Here is a 14424-nt window from a genome sequence, read left to right on the forward strand (position 1 = left end):
ATTTTCAGTCGTTTTACAGCGACTTCTCTACTTTATCATTCGACAACCATATTTGTCAATAGTTATTTTTAAAAAATATTTCAATCAAATAATCTCTGTCAAAATTTCAAGTTGTCTTAGCGACGAGATTTATCTTACTACAGAACTCACAAAAGTGTCAACACTTTTTAAAAATAAAAATTCGAGGTGTTTGAGAGCACCTCGAAACCTCTTTATAAGTCATACTCTGATTCCACTAAATGCTTATCTACTTTATAGTATCTATGTTGTATGGATTCGTTTTTGGATTTAATTGGCTCAACACCGATATATCCTTTGTCTATTAAGTATTCAATAAACACTTCTAAATCCCCAGAATAGTATTTAAGTTCCTTGTGTGTATGTAGTTCTTGTATAGTCCAGATTTCTTTTTCAAGCATCGTTTCTAATATATGTTGCGCTCCGTCATGTGTTCTTGAATTAATCATAAATTCAATTGCCAAGAATAATAGTTCTAGCTTTTTATCCAAGCTTTCTTTACTAAATAAAAGTTCCTCGTAAAGCTTATAAATTTCTGGTTGAATCTTTTTAACTTGAGACCACACTGTAACTTCAGGATATAAACCCTTCTCCAAAACAGATAATCTAGCTAAATGATGCAGGGACTCAGTAACATTTGAATAGGCATCCAGGAAATTCCCTTTATAGAAGAGTTCTTTACCTTCCAATACACGTCGAATCAGTTTAGAAAATTGGATTCCTGTTTTTATTTTACGACCGTACATAGGTTTTTCATGAAGTTTGGATCTTAAATTAACTAGGTACTCGTTTCGGTCGAACATGATTTTTCCGTTAAAAATCCAATCCACAACTTGCTTTTTGTTTCCGATGAATAACCACTTATTAAGAATTTCTTCTGTAATAACATGCATTACCATCTTTTGATCTTGGTAGATATAATGTTTTGTAAAAACGGGTACATTTGCATCTTTAACGACGATTAATAATACAGAATCAAAGGTATCTGTAATGTTCTCTATATTATCTATTTTTTTGACAATAATGACGCCTAATGTCTCTGGTTGACTTGCGCGTTCTTGATAAATGGGACGCAAGATATATTCCATAATAGTCCTCCTAAGTTCAATCAGTATCTATTCACTTCGACAATCATTTACTATATACCTTCTATAATATTTCAATCATTACTCTAGTTTCAATTTCTACTCTATAATGTTCTATGTTATAGTAGAATTTGAATTAGGAGGAAATCAACTATGGCGACTAAAAAATATAAAAATAAAATAAATAGAATTCGGACTTTTGCCCTTGCATTAATCTTTATTGGGTTTGTCATTATGTATGGTGCAATTTTCTTCCGTGAAAATCATCTACTAGTTATTATCTTTATGACATTAGGTTTACTAGCGATTATTGGTAGTACAGTAGTTTATGGTTTTATTGGTCTTCTATCTACAAGAGCTGTACAAGTTGTATGTCCGAACTGCGGAAAACATACAAAAGTACTTGGTCGCGTTGATATGTGTATGTATTGTAATGAACCATTAACACTTGACCCTGCACTTGTTGGGAAAGAATTTAATCAGGCATATAATAGTAAAAAAAGTCAACAATAAAAAACTAATCCTAGGATTAGTTTTTTTATATTCATTTTTACAGTAAGTAATTAAAAACCAAATAAAATAACCTAGCCATTTATGCTAGGTTAATTTGCTTATCACTTTCAGTTTCAATACAGTCTGGGCATGTACCGTATACTTCAAGGCGATGCAAGTGTACTTTGAAGCCAGTAACATGCGATGCAAAATGCTCCACCTCATCTAGACCTGGATAATGGAAGTCAACTATCTTACCACAACATTGACAAATCATATGATAGTGATCATTTGTAACAAAATCAAATCGACTCGCAGCATCTCCATAAGTTAACTCTTTAACTAAGCCTGCCTCACGGAATACACGTAGATTATTGTAAACCGTAGCAACACTCATATTAGGAAATTTACCTTCAAGTGATTTATATATTTCATCTGCTGTTGGATGATTCATTGAATCTATTAAATATTCTAAAATCGCATGACGTTGTGGAGTGATTCTTACACCAGTTGTCTTTAACGTGTCTAGTGCATCTTTCAAATGCATTTCAGACATCGCCATGCACCTCTTTTCTAAAAAATTCTTATTTAATAATTATTATAATTAGTGTACAGCCAAGACTGATTGAATGTCAATATTTCTAACCATTTAATAATTAATTTACTCTCATTTTCAAAAAATATTCATTATTTAAGAGAAATAAATACAAGAACTTTTCATTAATATCCACGTAAAATTTCCATTTTATTTTCTAAATTGTCATCTCCAGCCAACCATTTCCTTAAACTTGGCTTAAAAATATCTAAACTTCTTTCCACATAACGGGAAGAATGACTAGAGAAGTGTGGTGAAATCGTCACATTATCTAGTTGCCATAGCTTATTGTCTTTTGGTAATGGTTCTATTTCAAATACATCTAACACAGCATGTCTGATTAACTTATCTTCTAAAACTTTTACAAGTACATCTGTTGCAACAACATCCCCACGTCCAAAGTTAAGGAAAATCGTATCTTCCCTCATTTGTTTAAAGTGGTCGTATGTTAAGAGATGCCTAGTTTCTGGTGTGCTAGGCAGCATTGAAATAACAATCTCAGCTTTGGGTAAAACCGACATTAATTCATCTATTTTATATGTTTCATCTATAAAAGGAGTTTCTTCCCCACTTCGGTTGCAACCGATTGTATAAACCTCAAAGGCTTGAAGAAGTCTTCCGATTTCAGAACCAATTGCGCCAGGACCAATAATTAGTGCGGTGCTTCCATTCAACTCAGAAAGTTGAGCCTTTTTATTCCACTCACCTTTTTGTTGATTCTCATAAATGAATGGTAGAGCACGTTTTAACGATAATATATGTGCTAAAATTGATTCTGCCATTGGTTTTTTATGAATTCCTCGCACATTAGACACGAGAATTCCACACTCATGGATAGCTTTGTGGGGCATTTTTTCAATTCCTGCAGATGCTACAAAGATCCACTTTAAGTTGCTAGCCAATTCAATTCTTCTTTCATTTAAATCTTCGCCATAAGTAACTAATACATCGATATCTTTTAACTGACCTTCGTCTAATTTCGAATGAAATACAAATTCAATGTTAGGAAATTCTTCTATTAATGGTTCTTTTAAATCAGGTCTTGGCTCAAATGTAAAATAGATTTTCATTTACTACACCTCTCCACGAATGCTCTCAAGCACTTCTTCAATATGATTCTTCACTTTCACTTTTCGCCATTCTTTGAGTACAATACCATCTTCGTCTATTAAAAACGTTGAACGTTCAATTCCCATGAATTCACGTCCATACATTTTCTTCAAGACCCAAACACCGTATTCTTCAGAAACTTTATGGTCTTCATCTACCAACAATGAGAATGGTAAACCATATTTTTCTATGAACTTTGTATGTTGTGCAGATGAATCGGCACTTACTCCAAGAATTACAGCGTTCAATTCTTTAAATGTATCATGATGGTCACGAAAATCACACGCTTCTGTTGTACATCCTGGTGTCATATCTTTTGGATAAAAGTATAAAACCACCTTTTTCCCTAGAAAATCATTTAAGGAAATGTCTATTCCTTTTTCATTTACTAATGTAAATTCTGGAGCCTTTTCATTTACTAAAGTTTTCATCTCTATTAACCTCCCCTAAAAGTATCGTACATAACTCTTGATTTAGTTTCAATTTCTTTGCCACTTTTATGAAAATAAGGCTACAATGTTATTGAGATATCAATATTGGAGGATTTACGATGAATCATACTAAGTCAGAAGAAATATATAATGAAGCATTAGAACATATCGTAGGTGGAGTTAATAGTCCATCACGTTCTTATAAAGCTGTAGGTGGTGGTGCACCTGTAGTCATGGAAAGAGGAAAAGGAGCATATTTCTATGATGTTGACGGAAATCGTTACATTGATTACCTAGCTGCTTATGGTCCAATTATTACTGGTTTTGGTCATCCACACATTGCTCAGGCGATTTCTCACGCTGCAGAGACAGGTGTACTTTTTGGAACACCTACTCAGCACGAGGTCAATTTTGCAAAAATGTTAAAAGAAGCAATCCCTTCATTAGACAAAGTACGTTTTACGAATTCTGGTACAGAAGCAGTAATGACAACAGTACGGGTGGCACGCGCCTACACCGGGCGTACAAAAATCATTAAATTTGCAGGCTGTTATCATGGTCACTTTGACCAAGTATTAGTTGCTGCTGGTTCTGGCCCTGCTACATTAGGTTCTCCAGATTCTGCAGGCGTGCCAGTGGCTGTTGCAACTGAAGTAATTACAGTTCCATTTAACAATAAAGAAGAATTTCAGCTAGCAATGGAAAAATGGGGAGACGAAATTGCAGCTATTCTAATTGAACCAATCGTAGGGAATTTTGGGATGGTTATGCCAAACCCAGGATTTTTAGAATATGTCCATGACATTGCAAAAGAAAAAGGTGCAATAACAATCCACGATGAAGTAATTACTGCTTTCCGTTTCCACTATGGTGCTGCACAAGATCTCCTAGGATTAAAACCTGACTTAACAGCTATGGGGAAAATTATCGGTGGTGGTCTTCCAATTGGAGCCTATGGTGGTAAAAAAGAAATTATGGATACAGTTGCACCACTTGGACCTGCTTATCAAGCGGGAACAATGGCAGGAAACCCAGCGTCCATGTTAGCTGGAATTGCTTGTTTAGAAGTCTTAAAACAACCAGGTATATATGAAGAATTGGATCGTTTAGGTGGCATTTTAGAAAATGGACTATTAGAAGCTGCAAAAAAACACGGTGTTACAATTACAATTAACCGCATTAAAGGCGCATTATCCGTTTACTTTACAAATGAAAAGGTAGAAAACTATGAACAAGCTGAAAAGTCAGATGGGGAAATGTTTGGTCGCTTCTTTAAGTTAATGCTTGAAAAAGGAATTAACTTAGCTCCTTCAAAATATGAAGCATGGTTCTTAACGACAGAGCATAAAGAAGAAGATATAATTGAAACAATCGCCGCTGCTGAATATGCTTTTTCACAACTCGCTCTAAATAAATAAGGATTTTTTTTAAGTAGAAAGAGAGGGCTCTCATTTATGCAATTAGGTGCCCGCGTATTAAAAACGGGTGTAGCAATCGTATTTTCCCTTTTCTTAGCGGATTTACTAAGCTTACCTTCACCCGTTTTTGCAGGGATTGCTGCAATTTTTGCGATTCAACCATCGATTTATCGTTCCTATTTATCCATCATTGAACAAATTCAAGGGAACATTATTGGTGCTGCAATCGCAGTGTTATTTGGTTTATTGTTTGGACATCATATTGTAGCCATTGGTATTGCTGCAATTATAGTTATTGGCATTATGTTGAAATTGAAACTAGATAGTTCCTTGTCCCTTGCACTAGTAACAGTAGTGGCCATTATGGTTTATGAAGGTAATGACTTTTTAGCATTTAGTACGGTTCGTTTTGCAACTGTAATGGTCGGTGTACTTGCAGCGTTTATCGTCAATATGATTTTCTTACCACCGCGTTATGAAGTGAAATTGTTTAAAGCAATACACACATTACAAGATGATATTATTCGTTGGACACGTTTAGCTGTAAGAAATGCATCAGAACATAATTCAACAAAAACCGCAATTAGTAAAATCAACAATCGCTATTCAGACTTAGAAAAGATATATGAATTTTTTAAGGAAGAACGAAACTATATTAAGAGCAAACGATTTGTTCATGCTAGAAAACTTGTTGTCTATCGTCAAATGATGGTGACAACAAAAAAGAGTATGGAGCTACTATCTAGGGTGTACAAACATGAAAATGCAATAGGTAACTTGCCAGATTCATTTCGTATAATGTTTCTAGAACGATTAGATTTCCTGTTAACCTACCATGAGCAATTATTGCTAAAGTTTACAGGAAAGCTAAAACCTGAACATTCAAAATGGACAGTGAGTGAAGAACATTTAAACCGATCAACGGTAATGAAGCATATCATTGAACAAATCGTCCTTGATGATAGTACTCGTGAAGGAGAAGAAGATTTTTCTAGCTATCATTTGTTCTATACTTTTTCTAGGATTTTGGATTATGAAGAAAATTTAGAGCATCTCGATACACTAATCGTTTCTTTCCGAAGCTATCATAGTAAAGAGACGAATGAGGATTTGGAAGAACAGTTTTATTAGACAGAAATGAATTTTTAATATGGGGTAAAGCATCACAAGAGTAATTGTGGTGCTTTACTTTTTTTGATAAATAAAAGTAATGGTTCCATCTAGACAGAAATCCGAAAATTCCTTTAAAGTTGTCGAGATAGAAAAAAATGCCCAATTCCTTAACGGTATTTGAGCATTTTACACATATTAATCGAGCTTCTGGATTTGGAACAAGTCATAATAAACACCCTGTTTTTCCATTAGTACATCATGGGTACCTTCTTCAGCAACTTCTCCATGATCAATTACGAAGATTCTGTCTGCATGAGTAATTGTAGATAGGCGATGGGCAATCATAATAGTCGTTCGATTATGAGCCAAACGCTCTAACGATTCTTGAATTAAAGCTTCGCTTTCTAAATCTAGCGCAGAAGTTGCCTCATCTAATACTAATATTGGTGGATTTTTCAAAAATACTCGCGCAATTGCTACCCGCTGTTTTTGTCCTCCAGACAACTTCACACCGCGCTCTCCAACTTTCGTGTCGTAACCCTCCGGTAATGACATGATGAACTCATGCGCATTTGCTGCTTTCGCTGCTTCAATGACTTCATCGTCTGTTGCATCAGGTCTTCCCATTAGAATATTTTGCTTTACAGAATCGCTAAACAAAATATTATCTTGTAAAACAATACCTATTTGGGAGCGCAAAGATTGTAAGTTAATGTCCTTTACATTCATTCCGTCTATTTGTACCTCACCGCTTGTCACATCATAAAAGCGAGGAATTAGACTTACAATGGTTGACTTACCTCCACCACTCATACCGACAAATGCAGCTGTTTCCCCAGGTTTAATTTGGAAACTCATTTCATTTAAGATTGTATTTCCTTCACTGTCATATTTAAAATTTACATTTTTAAACTCAACTTGTCCCCTTACAGCAGGTAAGCTTTTAGCATTTAGTTTGCTTGTAACATCATATTTTTCATCCATTAACTCAAACATACGGTCCATCGAAGCAATGGATTGAGTTAAAGTAGTTGATGAATTCATAAGTCTTCTTAATGGTGCATATAAACGCTCAATATACCCCATGAAGGCAGCCACTGTACCAACAGTTAAATTTCCGTTTATTACTTCATAACCTGCCCAACCAATCACTAATAGAGGTGCGATATCAGTAATTGTATTGACTACTGCAAAAGATTTTGCATTCCAAACGGTATGTTCAAGTGAACGATCTAGAAATTCACCATTTTCTTTATCAAAAATCTTCTGTTCATGCTTCTCAAGTGCAAAGCTTTTAATAATGCTAATTCCACTGACCCGTTCATGTAAGTAACTTTGAACACTTGCCAATGCTTGTGAACGTTTTCTTGTTAAATCTCGTAGCTTTCCAAAGAAGTACTTTACACTAATTGCGAATAATGGCAATGAAACAATAGCAACGAGTGTTAACCCAATATCCATTGAAAGCATAATAGCAATTACAATTAGAATAGTTGCCATATCAAGCCACAGGTTCATCAAGCCAATCATTATGAAGTTTTTAGTTTGTTCAACATCATTTATTACTCGGGAAATAACTTCTCCTGCACGGGTGTTTGCATAATATTTTAAACTTAGCCTTTGAAGATGGCCGAATAATTCCTTACGAATATCAAATAAAACCTTATTTCCAACATGTTGGGCAAAATATTGACGGTAATATTCAATCGGGGGACGAATGATGAAAAATAATATGATTGTTCCACCTAACCAGTAAATTAGTTGTGTAATTTTTTCAGCAGAAGTTAAAGTTTCCTTTAAAATGATATCGTCAATTACGATTTTCGTTAGGAATGGAATAAATAAGGGGATGGCAAATTTTAATATCCCAATTATAATAGTTACAAAAATCTCCCATCGATAGGGTTTAACAAATCTCATATAACGTCTAATACTATCCAAGGTTTTGAATTCACTTCCTTTCATCTTGCTGCAAATTAACTATGTCATGCTTTTATGAATTCATTATTTACACGAATGAACATCGGTTGTTAAGTATCTCATAGCTTTAGAAAAGCCTATTGGCAATTTGACCAATAGGCACATTTGTTTAATCATTGGTTGATTGCATTTCTTTCATGAATTGATAACGATTTGTCCATACTTCGATAAAATCAGGTGCAAATGGACCTCTTCTTTGTTTAATCCAGCTAACAAGTTTTTGGACATTCCGTTTTAAAATTTTATCGATTACTTCTGGATAACCCATTTCTTTTTTATGTTGAGCGTACTCGTCCTCATCAAGTAATGTATAGGTCATGTCAGGAAAAACCTTAATATCAAGATCATAGTCTATATATTTTACTGCATTGTTATCAAACACATATGGAGAGCTCATATTACAGTAATAGTAAACACCATCTTCTCTTAACATGCAAATAATATTAAACCAGTGCTCTGCATGAAAATAACAGATTGATGGCTCCCTTGTTAACCATGTTCGGCCATCCGATTCAGTAACTAGCGTTCGCTCATTTGCACCAATAAATATATTCTTTGTTCCCTTTAACACCGTTGTTTCCTGCCAAACACGATGTATCTGTCCATTATGTTTATAGCTATGTATTTGTATCTTTTCTCCTTCTACCGGTATTGCCATCTATAAGCCCACCTTTATCTTTGCTATAAAATTTATATAATCTATAATCATTGCGCATTAGCGTATTTTAAGTGTATGTTGTACTTTCTTTTTACTCATACATAATACAAGAATTTTAATAGTTCTGCTCAATACCTATATTAAAAATCTAAAACAACTGCCGAACGCTATACCTCACTCAATTATAAAACTAACTTTTATAATCTGTTAACGAAAAAATATTGAATGAAGTTAAATGATATCCCAATTATATTATAGCAATCGATTACCAAAACTTGTAGCAAGAAGATTAGTCATTTATTAGAAAACTTGGCTAATCGCCAAGCCTTTGGGCGATTAGCCTTAGTTGCACTTATGCAGGTAAGAAAGTTTTATACTTTCTTATCTGCTAAAATTAGAAAAACACAACTCGACCCAAATAGGTCGAGTTGATGTCTTTTCTTATTCGGATTACCGATAAACTTATACTTTCCAATCCGCTAAAAAATTTTAGGTATAGACAATATCCCATTGTCTATACCTAAATTGTTTTCATGTAACCATTTTAAAACTTAGCGGTTATTGTTGTTATTGTTGTTGCGGTTGTTGTTGCGTTGGTTATTTTGTTGTTTTTGTTTGTTGTTTTGTTGAGCGAAATCTTGCTCTGCTGCAAACTCAGCATTGTTGTTATTGTTATTGTTATTGTTGTTGTTGCGGTTGTTGTTATTGTTTTTTGCCATCTCTGTTCACCTCCACATAAGATATTGTGGTCTTAAGGCATAGAGATTATTCGGATAAATAGCATTTAAATTATTTCAGAATATTCAAAACCTTTTGCATCGGTACTGACATTGGTAGTCGGGCTATTTCCTCAAGTGTAAAGAAGCCGATATTTTCTTTTTGTATGTCTACTTGATCCGCTTCAACTAAATAACATTCCATTTCCCACGTTAAATGAGAGAAGATATGTTTAAATTTTAGTAACTGTTCACCAATATCATCTTTAAAAGGTACTTCATAATTTGTTTTAAGTACTTCAAAAGTATTACACGAAGGACCTTTAGTAGTTTTCTCAATCATAGGAAATTGCCACATACTAGCAAGTAAACCTTCATCCGGTCTTTTTTCTAATAGGTATTTCCCTTCGTAGTTTTTTACAATAAAGACATCATATTGAATGGTTTTCGATTTTGTCTTTTTAGATTTTATCGGTAGTTCTTCTGGATGACCTTCTTCGAATGCTATACAATACTCCCTAACTGGACATAGTAAACACTTGGGTGAAGTAGGGGTGCAGATTTGTGCTCCTAAATCCATTAGCCCTTGATTAAATGCACCTGGGTCATTTTGGTCTATTAATTCTGTTACTGCTTCTTCGAATATTTTTTTCGTTTTTGATAGCGCAATATCTTCTTTAATATGTAAAACTCTACTTAATACTCTCATAACATTTCCATCAACTGCATGTTCAGGTTTGTTAAAAGCAATACTTAAAATTGCACCAGCTGTATAAGGTCCAACACCTTTTAACTTTGAAATATCATGACGGTTTGTTGGAACTTGTGCGTTATACTTTTCAACGACTTCCCGAACACCTGATTGTAAATTGCGCGCTCTTGAGTAGTACCCTAAACCTTCCCACATTTTTAATAATTCTTCTTGAGGAGCATATGCTAATGATTGGAGTGTCGGGTACTTTTCTAGAAAACGGTTGTAATATGGGATTACTGTATCGACTCGAGTTTGCTGTAACATTACTTCAGAAACCCAAATTTTGTATGGGTCATTTGTTCGTCTCCATGGTAAATCACGTTTTTCATTGTGATACCATTCCACAAGGTTTATAGAAAATTCATTTTTATATGGATATTTCACGACTTCCTCCTAGTTAAGATTTAATTTTTAGTAAATCGGGTATAATATTAATGAAGATAAATGGAAATTAATCCAATAATATTAAAAATCGTAACAGCAAATCTCCGACATAAGGAGTTGATAAAAATGGATTCTGGCACACATCTAGTAATGGGGGTTGCTTTAGGCGGACTAGCTCTTTCAGATCCTATTGTTGCTCAAAATTCTATGACATTTAGTGCGGTAATGGCAGGTACAATCATAGGTTCCCAAGCTCCTGATGTCGATACTGTATTAAAGTTAAGAAATAATGCTGTTTATATAAGACATCACAGAGGTATTACTCATTCAATACCAGCTGTTATTCTTTGGCCTTTAGCAATCACAGGATTCTTGTCACTTATTGTTCCAGGTGCAAATATATTCCACTTATGGCTATGGACATTTTTAGCTGTATTTTTACATGTTTTTGTAGATATTTTTAATGCGTATGGCACACAAGCTTTACGACCATTTTCAAAAAAATGGGTTGCTCTTGGCGTTATCAATACCTTTGACCCTATCATTTTCGGATTACATTGTATTGCAATTTTATTATGGACTTTTGGTGCAGATCCTGTAATTACATTTAGCATTTTGTATTTAATTATCGTTTTTTATTATATCTTAAGATTCGCAGTGCAGGCTGCGGTAAAAAATGCCGTCCGAAATACGATTCAAGATGAGGATTGTGTCATTGTGGCTCCAACTATGCGTTTCTTTTATTGGCGAGTTGCTGCAAAATCTAAAACTCATTACTATGTTGGACGAGCATACGGGCGTACTGTCAATATTCACGATAAAATTGAAATTCGGCCTATTCCGAATACTCCTTTAGTTGATAAAGCATTAAGTGATTCAAACTTAGCTGCTTTTGTTTCATTCTCCCCATTATATAACTGGGAGATTTCAGAACTACCAAGCGGCTTAACTGAAGTTCGGTTAATCGATCTACGATATCGAAGCAATGATCGTTATCCATTTGTTGCTGTTGCACATTTAGATGATGATTTGAACATTATTACATCATACACTGGATGGATTTTCAGCGAAGACAAATTACAAAGAAAGCTCCAAATCGGATCAAGCTAATTTGACAAGTAATATAGTAAAGAACAGCAAAACACAAGAATGTTCTCTTTTGAACATTCTTGTGTTTTTAGTTGTACGAACAAAAGTGTAATGCTGTTAGGTATTACACGTCTAGAGGTGAGACAATATAACTTCCTCTCTTAGAAAAGCCTCTTAATTTAATGTATCATCACTTTCATCTAACAGATGTGCATATTTCGGATTACGTCCAGCAAATTCATGTATCTTATCTCCGTAACTTTCAATCCACTGACGAATAATTCTTTCTGTATACTCTACACCACGGTAATCATATCCAGCTTTCGCGTAGGTTGTTTCAAAATCACTCCAAAGTAATTCCACCCATGTTCTTGCCTTCCCTGTTGATAAGTTCGGATTTTTATTTAATAGCTCTTGTGTTAAATTTTCTATTATAAAATTGGCATCCACATTATTTCCCTGCTTTCACTGGTAATAATAATGAAATCGGTAAAGCTTCTTCAAATTGCTCTCCACCAAGACGATATCCCCACGCAAAGCGACCTTTTAAATATTCGACTTTGAAAAACTCACCTGGTGACCCATCTAAGCGGTAAATTTCACCTTTTTCAATCGTGCTTGGATCGATTAAATAAGCTGTTGCCATGACTGCTTTTCTTTCGTATACTGCAAATTCATTTACAATGCCTAATTGTTCAGCTTTTCGAGCTTTTTCCCTTAATTTCGCGATTTCCTCACGAAGTTCTTGTTCTGTCATTTGCGCATAACTTTTTTCCATTAGGTTAGCTCTCCTTCTCATCAATAAATTGTTGAATCACATCTATGGGAAAGCCTTTTTGATATAAGGCTTGTTTCACTTTCATTCTTAGCTCATTTCCTTCAAACTTTGAAGAATATTTAGTCCATACTTTCTCCCCTTGAAGTCCAATGATTTGTTGCCATTCTTCATCTTCTCGCTCAAGGTCAATTTGGTCAAGTATTTCATTTATGATATCGAAAGAATATCCTTTACGAGATAAAAATTCTTGAATTTTTTGTTTAATTTGAATTGGCGTTTTTTTAGCATTTGATTTAGCTGTTTTTTCTGCCAAAGATAATGCAATCTTCAGTTGTTCTTCATATGTAAAAGTGTTTAGCACTTTCTCTTGAGTTTCTTTATCGATCCCTTTTTTTATCAAATCTTGTTTGATGGCTTTCGGACCTTTTTTAGCTGTTTTCTTTTTTGTTTCAAGAAGTGCTTTTGAATAGGTTTCATCATTTAAAAACCCTAATTTCTCAAGTTTAAGAATAGCTTCTAATGTTACAGCTTCACCAAACCCAGTATCCAATAATTTCTTTCGTACTTCAAATTCACTGCGCATTTGATAGCTTAAAAAATTCAATCCACGATTGAAGGCTTTTACAATTTCGTCTTCATATGTAATTTCATCAATATCAAACTGTTCGAGTACTTTACCTTTTGTTAAACCAAACTTAATAAGAGTCGATTCATCAACAGCAAATGCATATTTATCATTTAAAAAAATATTATATCGTTGGTCATTATTTTTTTGGCGAGTTATTTTAGAAATGACTTGCATAGAAACACTCCTTTAATAATAAGTATACATTGTTTTTCGTGATGTTTCATTTTACGAATAACTTTGTATTTTTTCCCACATCTATAGAAGTGCATAATGCAATTTTTTTAGCACAATCTAAAGCTGAAAAAAGGAGGCTAATTACATGAAGCAAAAAAGATACATTCCTTATATTCTGTTTTTAATAACAATTCTTGCGATTTCCTTCATATTACTTCCAACAAGTGCTTTGGCAAAAGAATATAGTTGGGGATTTAAAAAATCGACAAATGGCCAACCTGTTGATATTGGTGGTGAATTAGAGAATGTTGTTAAGAAATATGATGCCATTTATAAAGGAAAACCAGACAAAAAAGTTATCTATCTTACATTTGATAACGGTTTTGAAAATGGATATACAGAAAGTATTTTAGACACTTTAAAGAAAGAAAATGTACCCGCTACATTCTTTTTAACTGGTCATTATGTGAAAAGTGCAACTGATTTAGTGAAAAGAATGATAAATGATGGACACATTATCGGGAATCATTCTTATGGTCATCCGAATATGGCAAGATTGTCTGAAGAAAAAATGGTCGAAGAATGGAAAGACTTTGATAATATATTGAAAGAACTAACTGGAGTTGAACGAACACATTACGCTCGTCCTCCGGAAGGTATTTTCAGTGAGAAAGTTTTAGAAGTCGGCAATAAACATGGTTATCGCCATATGTTCTGGTCTATTGCATTTATGGATTGGGATCGAAATTCCACTAAGGGTGGAGACTATGCTTACAATGAACTAATGAAACAATTGCACCCAGGTGCAGTAATTTTAATGCATACGGTAGCTAAGCATAATGCGGAAGGTTTACCGAGGTTTATTCAAGAAGCAAAGAAACAGGGTTATACATTCGATTCTCTTGATAATCTTGTCTTAGATCATGCATTAGAAAGTAAAAAGAATTAAATTCAATAGAGTAGGGTGACCATTTTCATGGCCACCCCCTCATCAAACCGTA

The 14424-nt window shown here is 34.2% G+C and carries 16 protein-coding genes; 5 read left to right on the forward strand and 11 right to left on the reverse strand.

Translation table 11 applies throughout. The features are described from left to right. Positions 1–212 precede the first annotated feature (212 nt). Positions 213–1106: a nucleotidyltransferase-like protein gene (locus CD29_RS18570; RefSeq protein WP_036190314.1), complete on the reverse strand. Its 894-nt coding sequence runs from the start codon at positions 1104–1106 to the stop codon at positions 213–215. Positions 1107–1256: 150 nt separating this feature from the next. Between CD29_RS18570 and CD29_RS18575 the strand changes: the two genes are divergently transcribed. Next, positions 1257–1616: a YgzB family protein gene (locus CD29_RS18575; protein WP_036190317.1), complete on the forward strand. Its 360-nt coding sequence runs from the start codon at positions 1257–1259 to the stop codon at positions 1614–1616. Positions 1617–1695: 79 nt separating this feature from the next. Here CD29_RS18575 and perR read toward each other — a convergent pair whose 3' ends face one another. The 3 genes from perR to bcp all read right to left on the reverse strand — a co-directional run bounded on the left by perR (position 1696) and on the right by bcp (position 3731). Further along, positions 1696–2151 (reverse strand): peroxide-responsive transcriptional repressor PerR, encoded by a 456-nt coding sequence (gene perR, locus CD29_RS18580; RefSeq protein ID WP_169716206.1) that lies wholly within the window; start codon positions 2149–2151, stop codon positions 1696–1698. A gap of 164 nt (positions 2152–2315) precedes the next feature. Next, positions 2316–3260, reverse strand: coding sequence for a D-2-hydroxyacid dehydrogenase (locus CD29_RS18585; RefSeq protein ID WP_036190321.1), 945 nt, complete (start codon positions 3258–3260; stop codon positions 2316–2318). A 3-nt stretch (positions 3261–3263) separates the two neighbouring features. Beyond that, complete coding sequence (bcp, locus tag CD29_RS18590; RefSeq protein ID WP_036190323.1) at positions 3264–3731, reverse strand: thioredoxin-dependent thiol peroxidase; 468 nt, start codon at positions 3729–3731, stop codon at positions 3264–3266. A 119-nt stretch (positions 3732–3850) separates the two neighbouring features. On the opposite strand from bcp, the gene CD29_RS18595 reads away from it, so the two are divergent. Together CD29_RS18595 and CD29_RS18600 are read left to right on the forward strand one after the other, a co-directional pair. Further along, on the forward strand, positions 3851–5149 hold the full coding sequence (locus CD29_RS18595; RefSeq protein WP_036190330.1) for a glutamate-1-semialdehyde 2,1-aminomutase: 1299 nt from the start codon (positions 3851–3853) through the stop codon (positions 5147–5149). A gap of 36 nt (positions 5150–5185) precedes the next feature. Continuing rightward, a complete protein-coding gene (locus tag CD29_RS18600) occupies positions 5186–6280 on the forward strand; it encodes an FUSC family protein (protein WP_036190332.1) in 1095 nt (364 codons plus the stop codon). Between the two features lie 177 nt (positions 6281–6457). On the opposite strand, the gene CD29_RS18605 is transcribed toward CD29_RS18600, so the two are convergent. From CD29_RS18605 to mutY, 4 genes are all read right to left on the reverse strand, one after another. Beyond that, positions 6458–8182, reverse strand: coding sequence for an ABC transporter ATP-binding protein (locus CD29_RS18605; RefSeq protein ID WP_197061785.1), 1725 nt, complete (start codon positions 8180–8182; stop codon positions 6458–6460). A gap of 169 nt (positions 8183–8351) precedes the next feature. Continuing rightward, positions 8352–8900: a nucleoside tri-diphosphate phosphatase gene (gene ntdP / locus CD29_RS18610; protein ID WP_036190335.1), complete on the reverse strand. Its 549-nt coding sequence runs from the start codon at positions 8898–8900 to the stop codon at positions 8352–8354. A 551-nt stretch (positions 8901–9451) separates the two neighbouring features. Next, a complete protein-coding gene (locus CD29_RS20550) occupies positions 9452–9619 on the reverse strand; it encodes a hypothetical protein (RefSeq protein WP_169716207.1) in 168 nt (55 codons plus the stop codon). Positions 9620–9689: 70 nt separating this feature from the next. Further along, positions 9690–10754: an A/G-specific adenine glycosylase gene (gene mutY / locus CD29_RS18615; RefSeq protein ID WP_036190336.1), complete on the reverse strand. Its 1065-nt coding sequence runs from the start codon at positions 10752–10754 to the stop codon at positions 9690–9692. Positions 10755–10880: 126 nt separating this feature from the next. Between mutY and CD29_RS18620 the strand changes: the two genes are divergently transcribed. Next, complete coding sequence (locus CD29_RS18620; RefSeq protein ID WP_036190338.1) at positions 10881–11864, forward strand: metal-dependent hydrolase; 984 nt, start codon at positions 10881–10883, stop codon at positions 11862–11864. Positions 11865–12017: 153 nt separating this feature from the next. Here CD29_RS18620 and CD29_RS18625 read toward each other — a convergent pair whose 3' ends face one another. From CD29_RS18625 to recX, 3 genes are read right to left on the reverse strand one after another with little or no spacing between them, the layout of a single operon-like run. Continuing rightward, a complete protein-coding gene (locus tag CD29_RS18625) occupies positions 12018–12293 on the reverse strand; it encodes a YfhJ family protein (protein ID WP_081976323.1) in 276 nt (91 codons plus the stop codon). Between the two features lies 1 nt (position 12294). Beyond that, positions 12295–12621, reverse strand: a complete 327-nt coding sequence (locus CD29_RS18630) for a YfhH family protein (RefSeq protein WP_036190344.1) — start codon at positions 12619–12621, stop codon at positions 12295–12297. A 4-nt stretch (positions 12622–12625) separates the two neighbouring features. Continuing rightward, positions 12626–13423 carry a recombination regulator RecX gene (gene recX, locus CD29_RS18635; protein ID WP_036190346.1) on the reverse strand — a complete coding sequence of 266 codons (798 nt, stop codon included), beginning with the start codon at positions 13421–13423 and terminating at the stop codon, positions 12626–12628. Positions 13424–13568: 145 nt separating this feature from the next. Here recX and pdaA point away from each other — a divergent pair, with 145 nt between their 5' ends. Beyond that, on the forward strand, positions 13569–14372 hold the full coding sequence (gene pdaA / locus CD29_RS18640; RefSeq protein ID WP_036190350.1) for a delta-lactam-biosynthetic de-N-acetylase: 804 nt from the start codon (positions 13569–13571) through the stop codon (positions 14370–14372). Positions 14373–14424 lie beyond the last annotated feature (52 nt).

It is taken from the genome of Ureibacillus manganicus DSM 26584 (assembly GCF_000772945.1).
Lineage (GTDB): Bacteria > Bacillota > Bacilli > Bacillales_A > Planococcaceae > Ureibacillus > Ureibacillus manganicus.

Coding starts and splice junctions, on each gene's coding strand:
- CD29_RS18575 (WP_036190317.1), top strand. CDS start 1,257: ATGGCGACTAAAAAATATAAAAATAAAATAAATAGAATTCGGACTTTT.
- CD29_RS18620 (WP_036190338.1), top strand. CDS start 10,881: ATGGATTCTGGCACACATCTAGTAATGGGGGTTGCTTTAGGCGGACTA.
- bcp (WP_036190323.1), bottom strand. CDS start 3,731: ATGAAAACTTTAGTAAATGAAAAGGCTCCAGAATTTACATTAGTAAAT.
- perR (WP_169716206.1), bottom strand. CDS start 2,151: ATGTCTGAAATGCATTTGAAAGATGCACTAGACACGTTAAAGACAACT.
- CD29_RS18570 (WP_036190314.1), bottom strand. CDS start 1,106: ATGGAATATATCTTGCGTCCCATTTATCAAGAACGCGCAAGTCAACCA.
- CD29_RS18605 (WP_197061785.1), bottom strand. CDS start 8,182: ATGAGATTTGTTAAACCCTATCGATGGGAGATTTTTGTAACTATTATA.
- CD29_RS18600 (WP_036190332.1), top strand. CDS start 5,186: ATGCAATTAGGTGCCCGCGTATTAAAAACGGGTGTAGCAATCGTATTT.
- CD29_RS20550 (WP_169716207.1), bottom strand. CDS start 9,619: ATGGCAAAAAACAATAACAACAACCGCAACAACAACAATAACAATAAC.
- recX (WP_036190346.1), bottom strand. CDS start 13,423: ATGCAAGTCATTTCTAAAATAACTCGCCAAAAAAATAATGACCAACGA.
- ntdP (WP_036190335.1), bottom strand. CDS start 8,900: ATGGCAATACCGGTAGAAGGAGAAAAGATACAAATACATAGCTATAAA.
- CD29_RS18585 (WP_036190321.1), bottom strand. CDS start 3,260: ATGAAAATCTATTTTACATTTGAGCCAAGACCTGATTTAAAAGAACCA.
- CD29_RS18630 (WP_036190344.1), bottom strand. CDS start 12,621: ATGGAAAAAAGTTATGCGCAAATGACAGAACAAGAACTTCGTGAGGAA.
- CD29_RS18595 (WP_036190330.1), top strand. CDS start 3,851: ATGAATCATACTAAGTCAGAAGAAATATATAATGAAGCATTAGAACAT.
- pdaA (WP_036190350.1), top strand. CDS start 13,569: ATGAAGCAAAAAAGATACATTCCTTATATTCTGTTTTTAATAACAATT.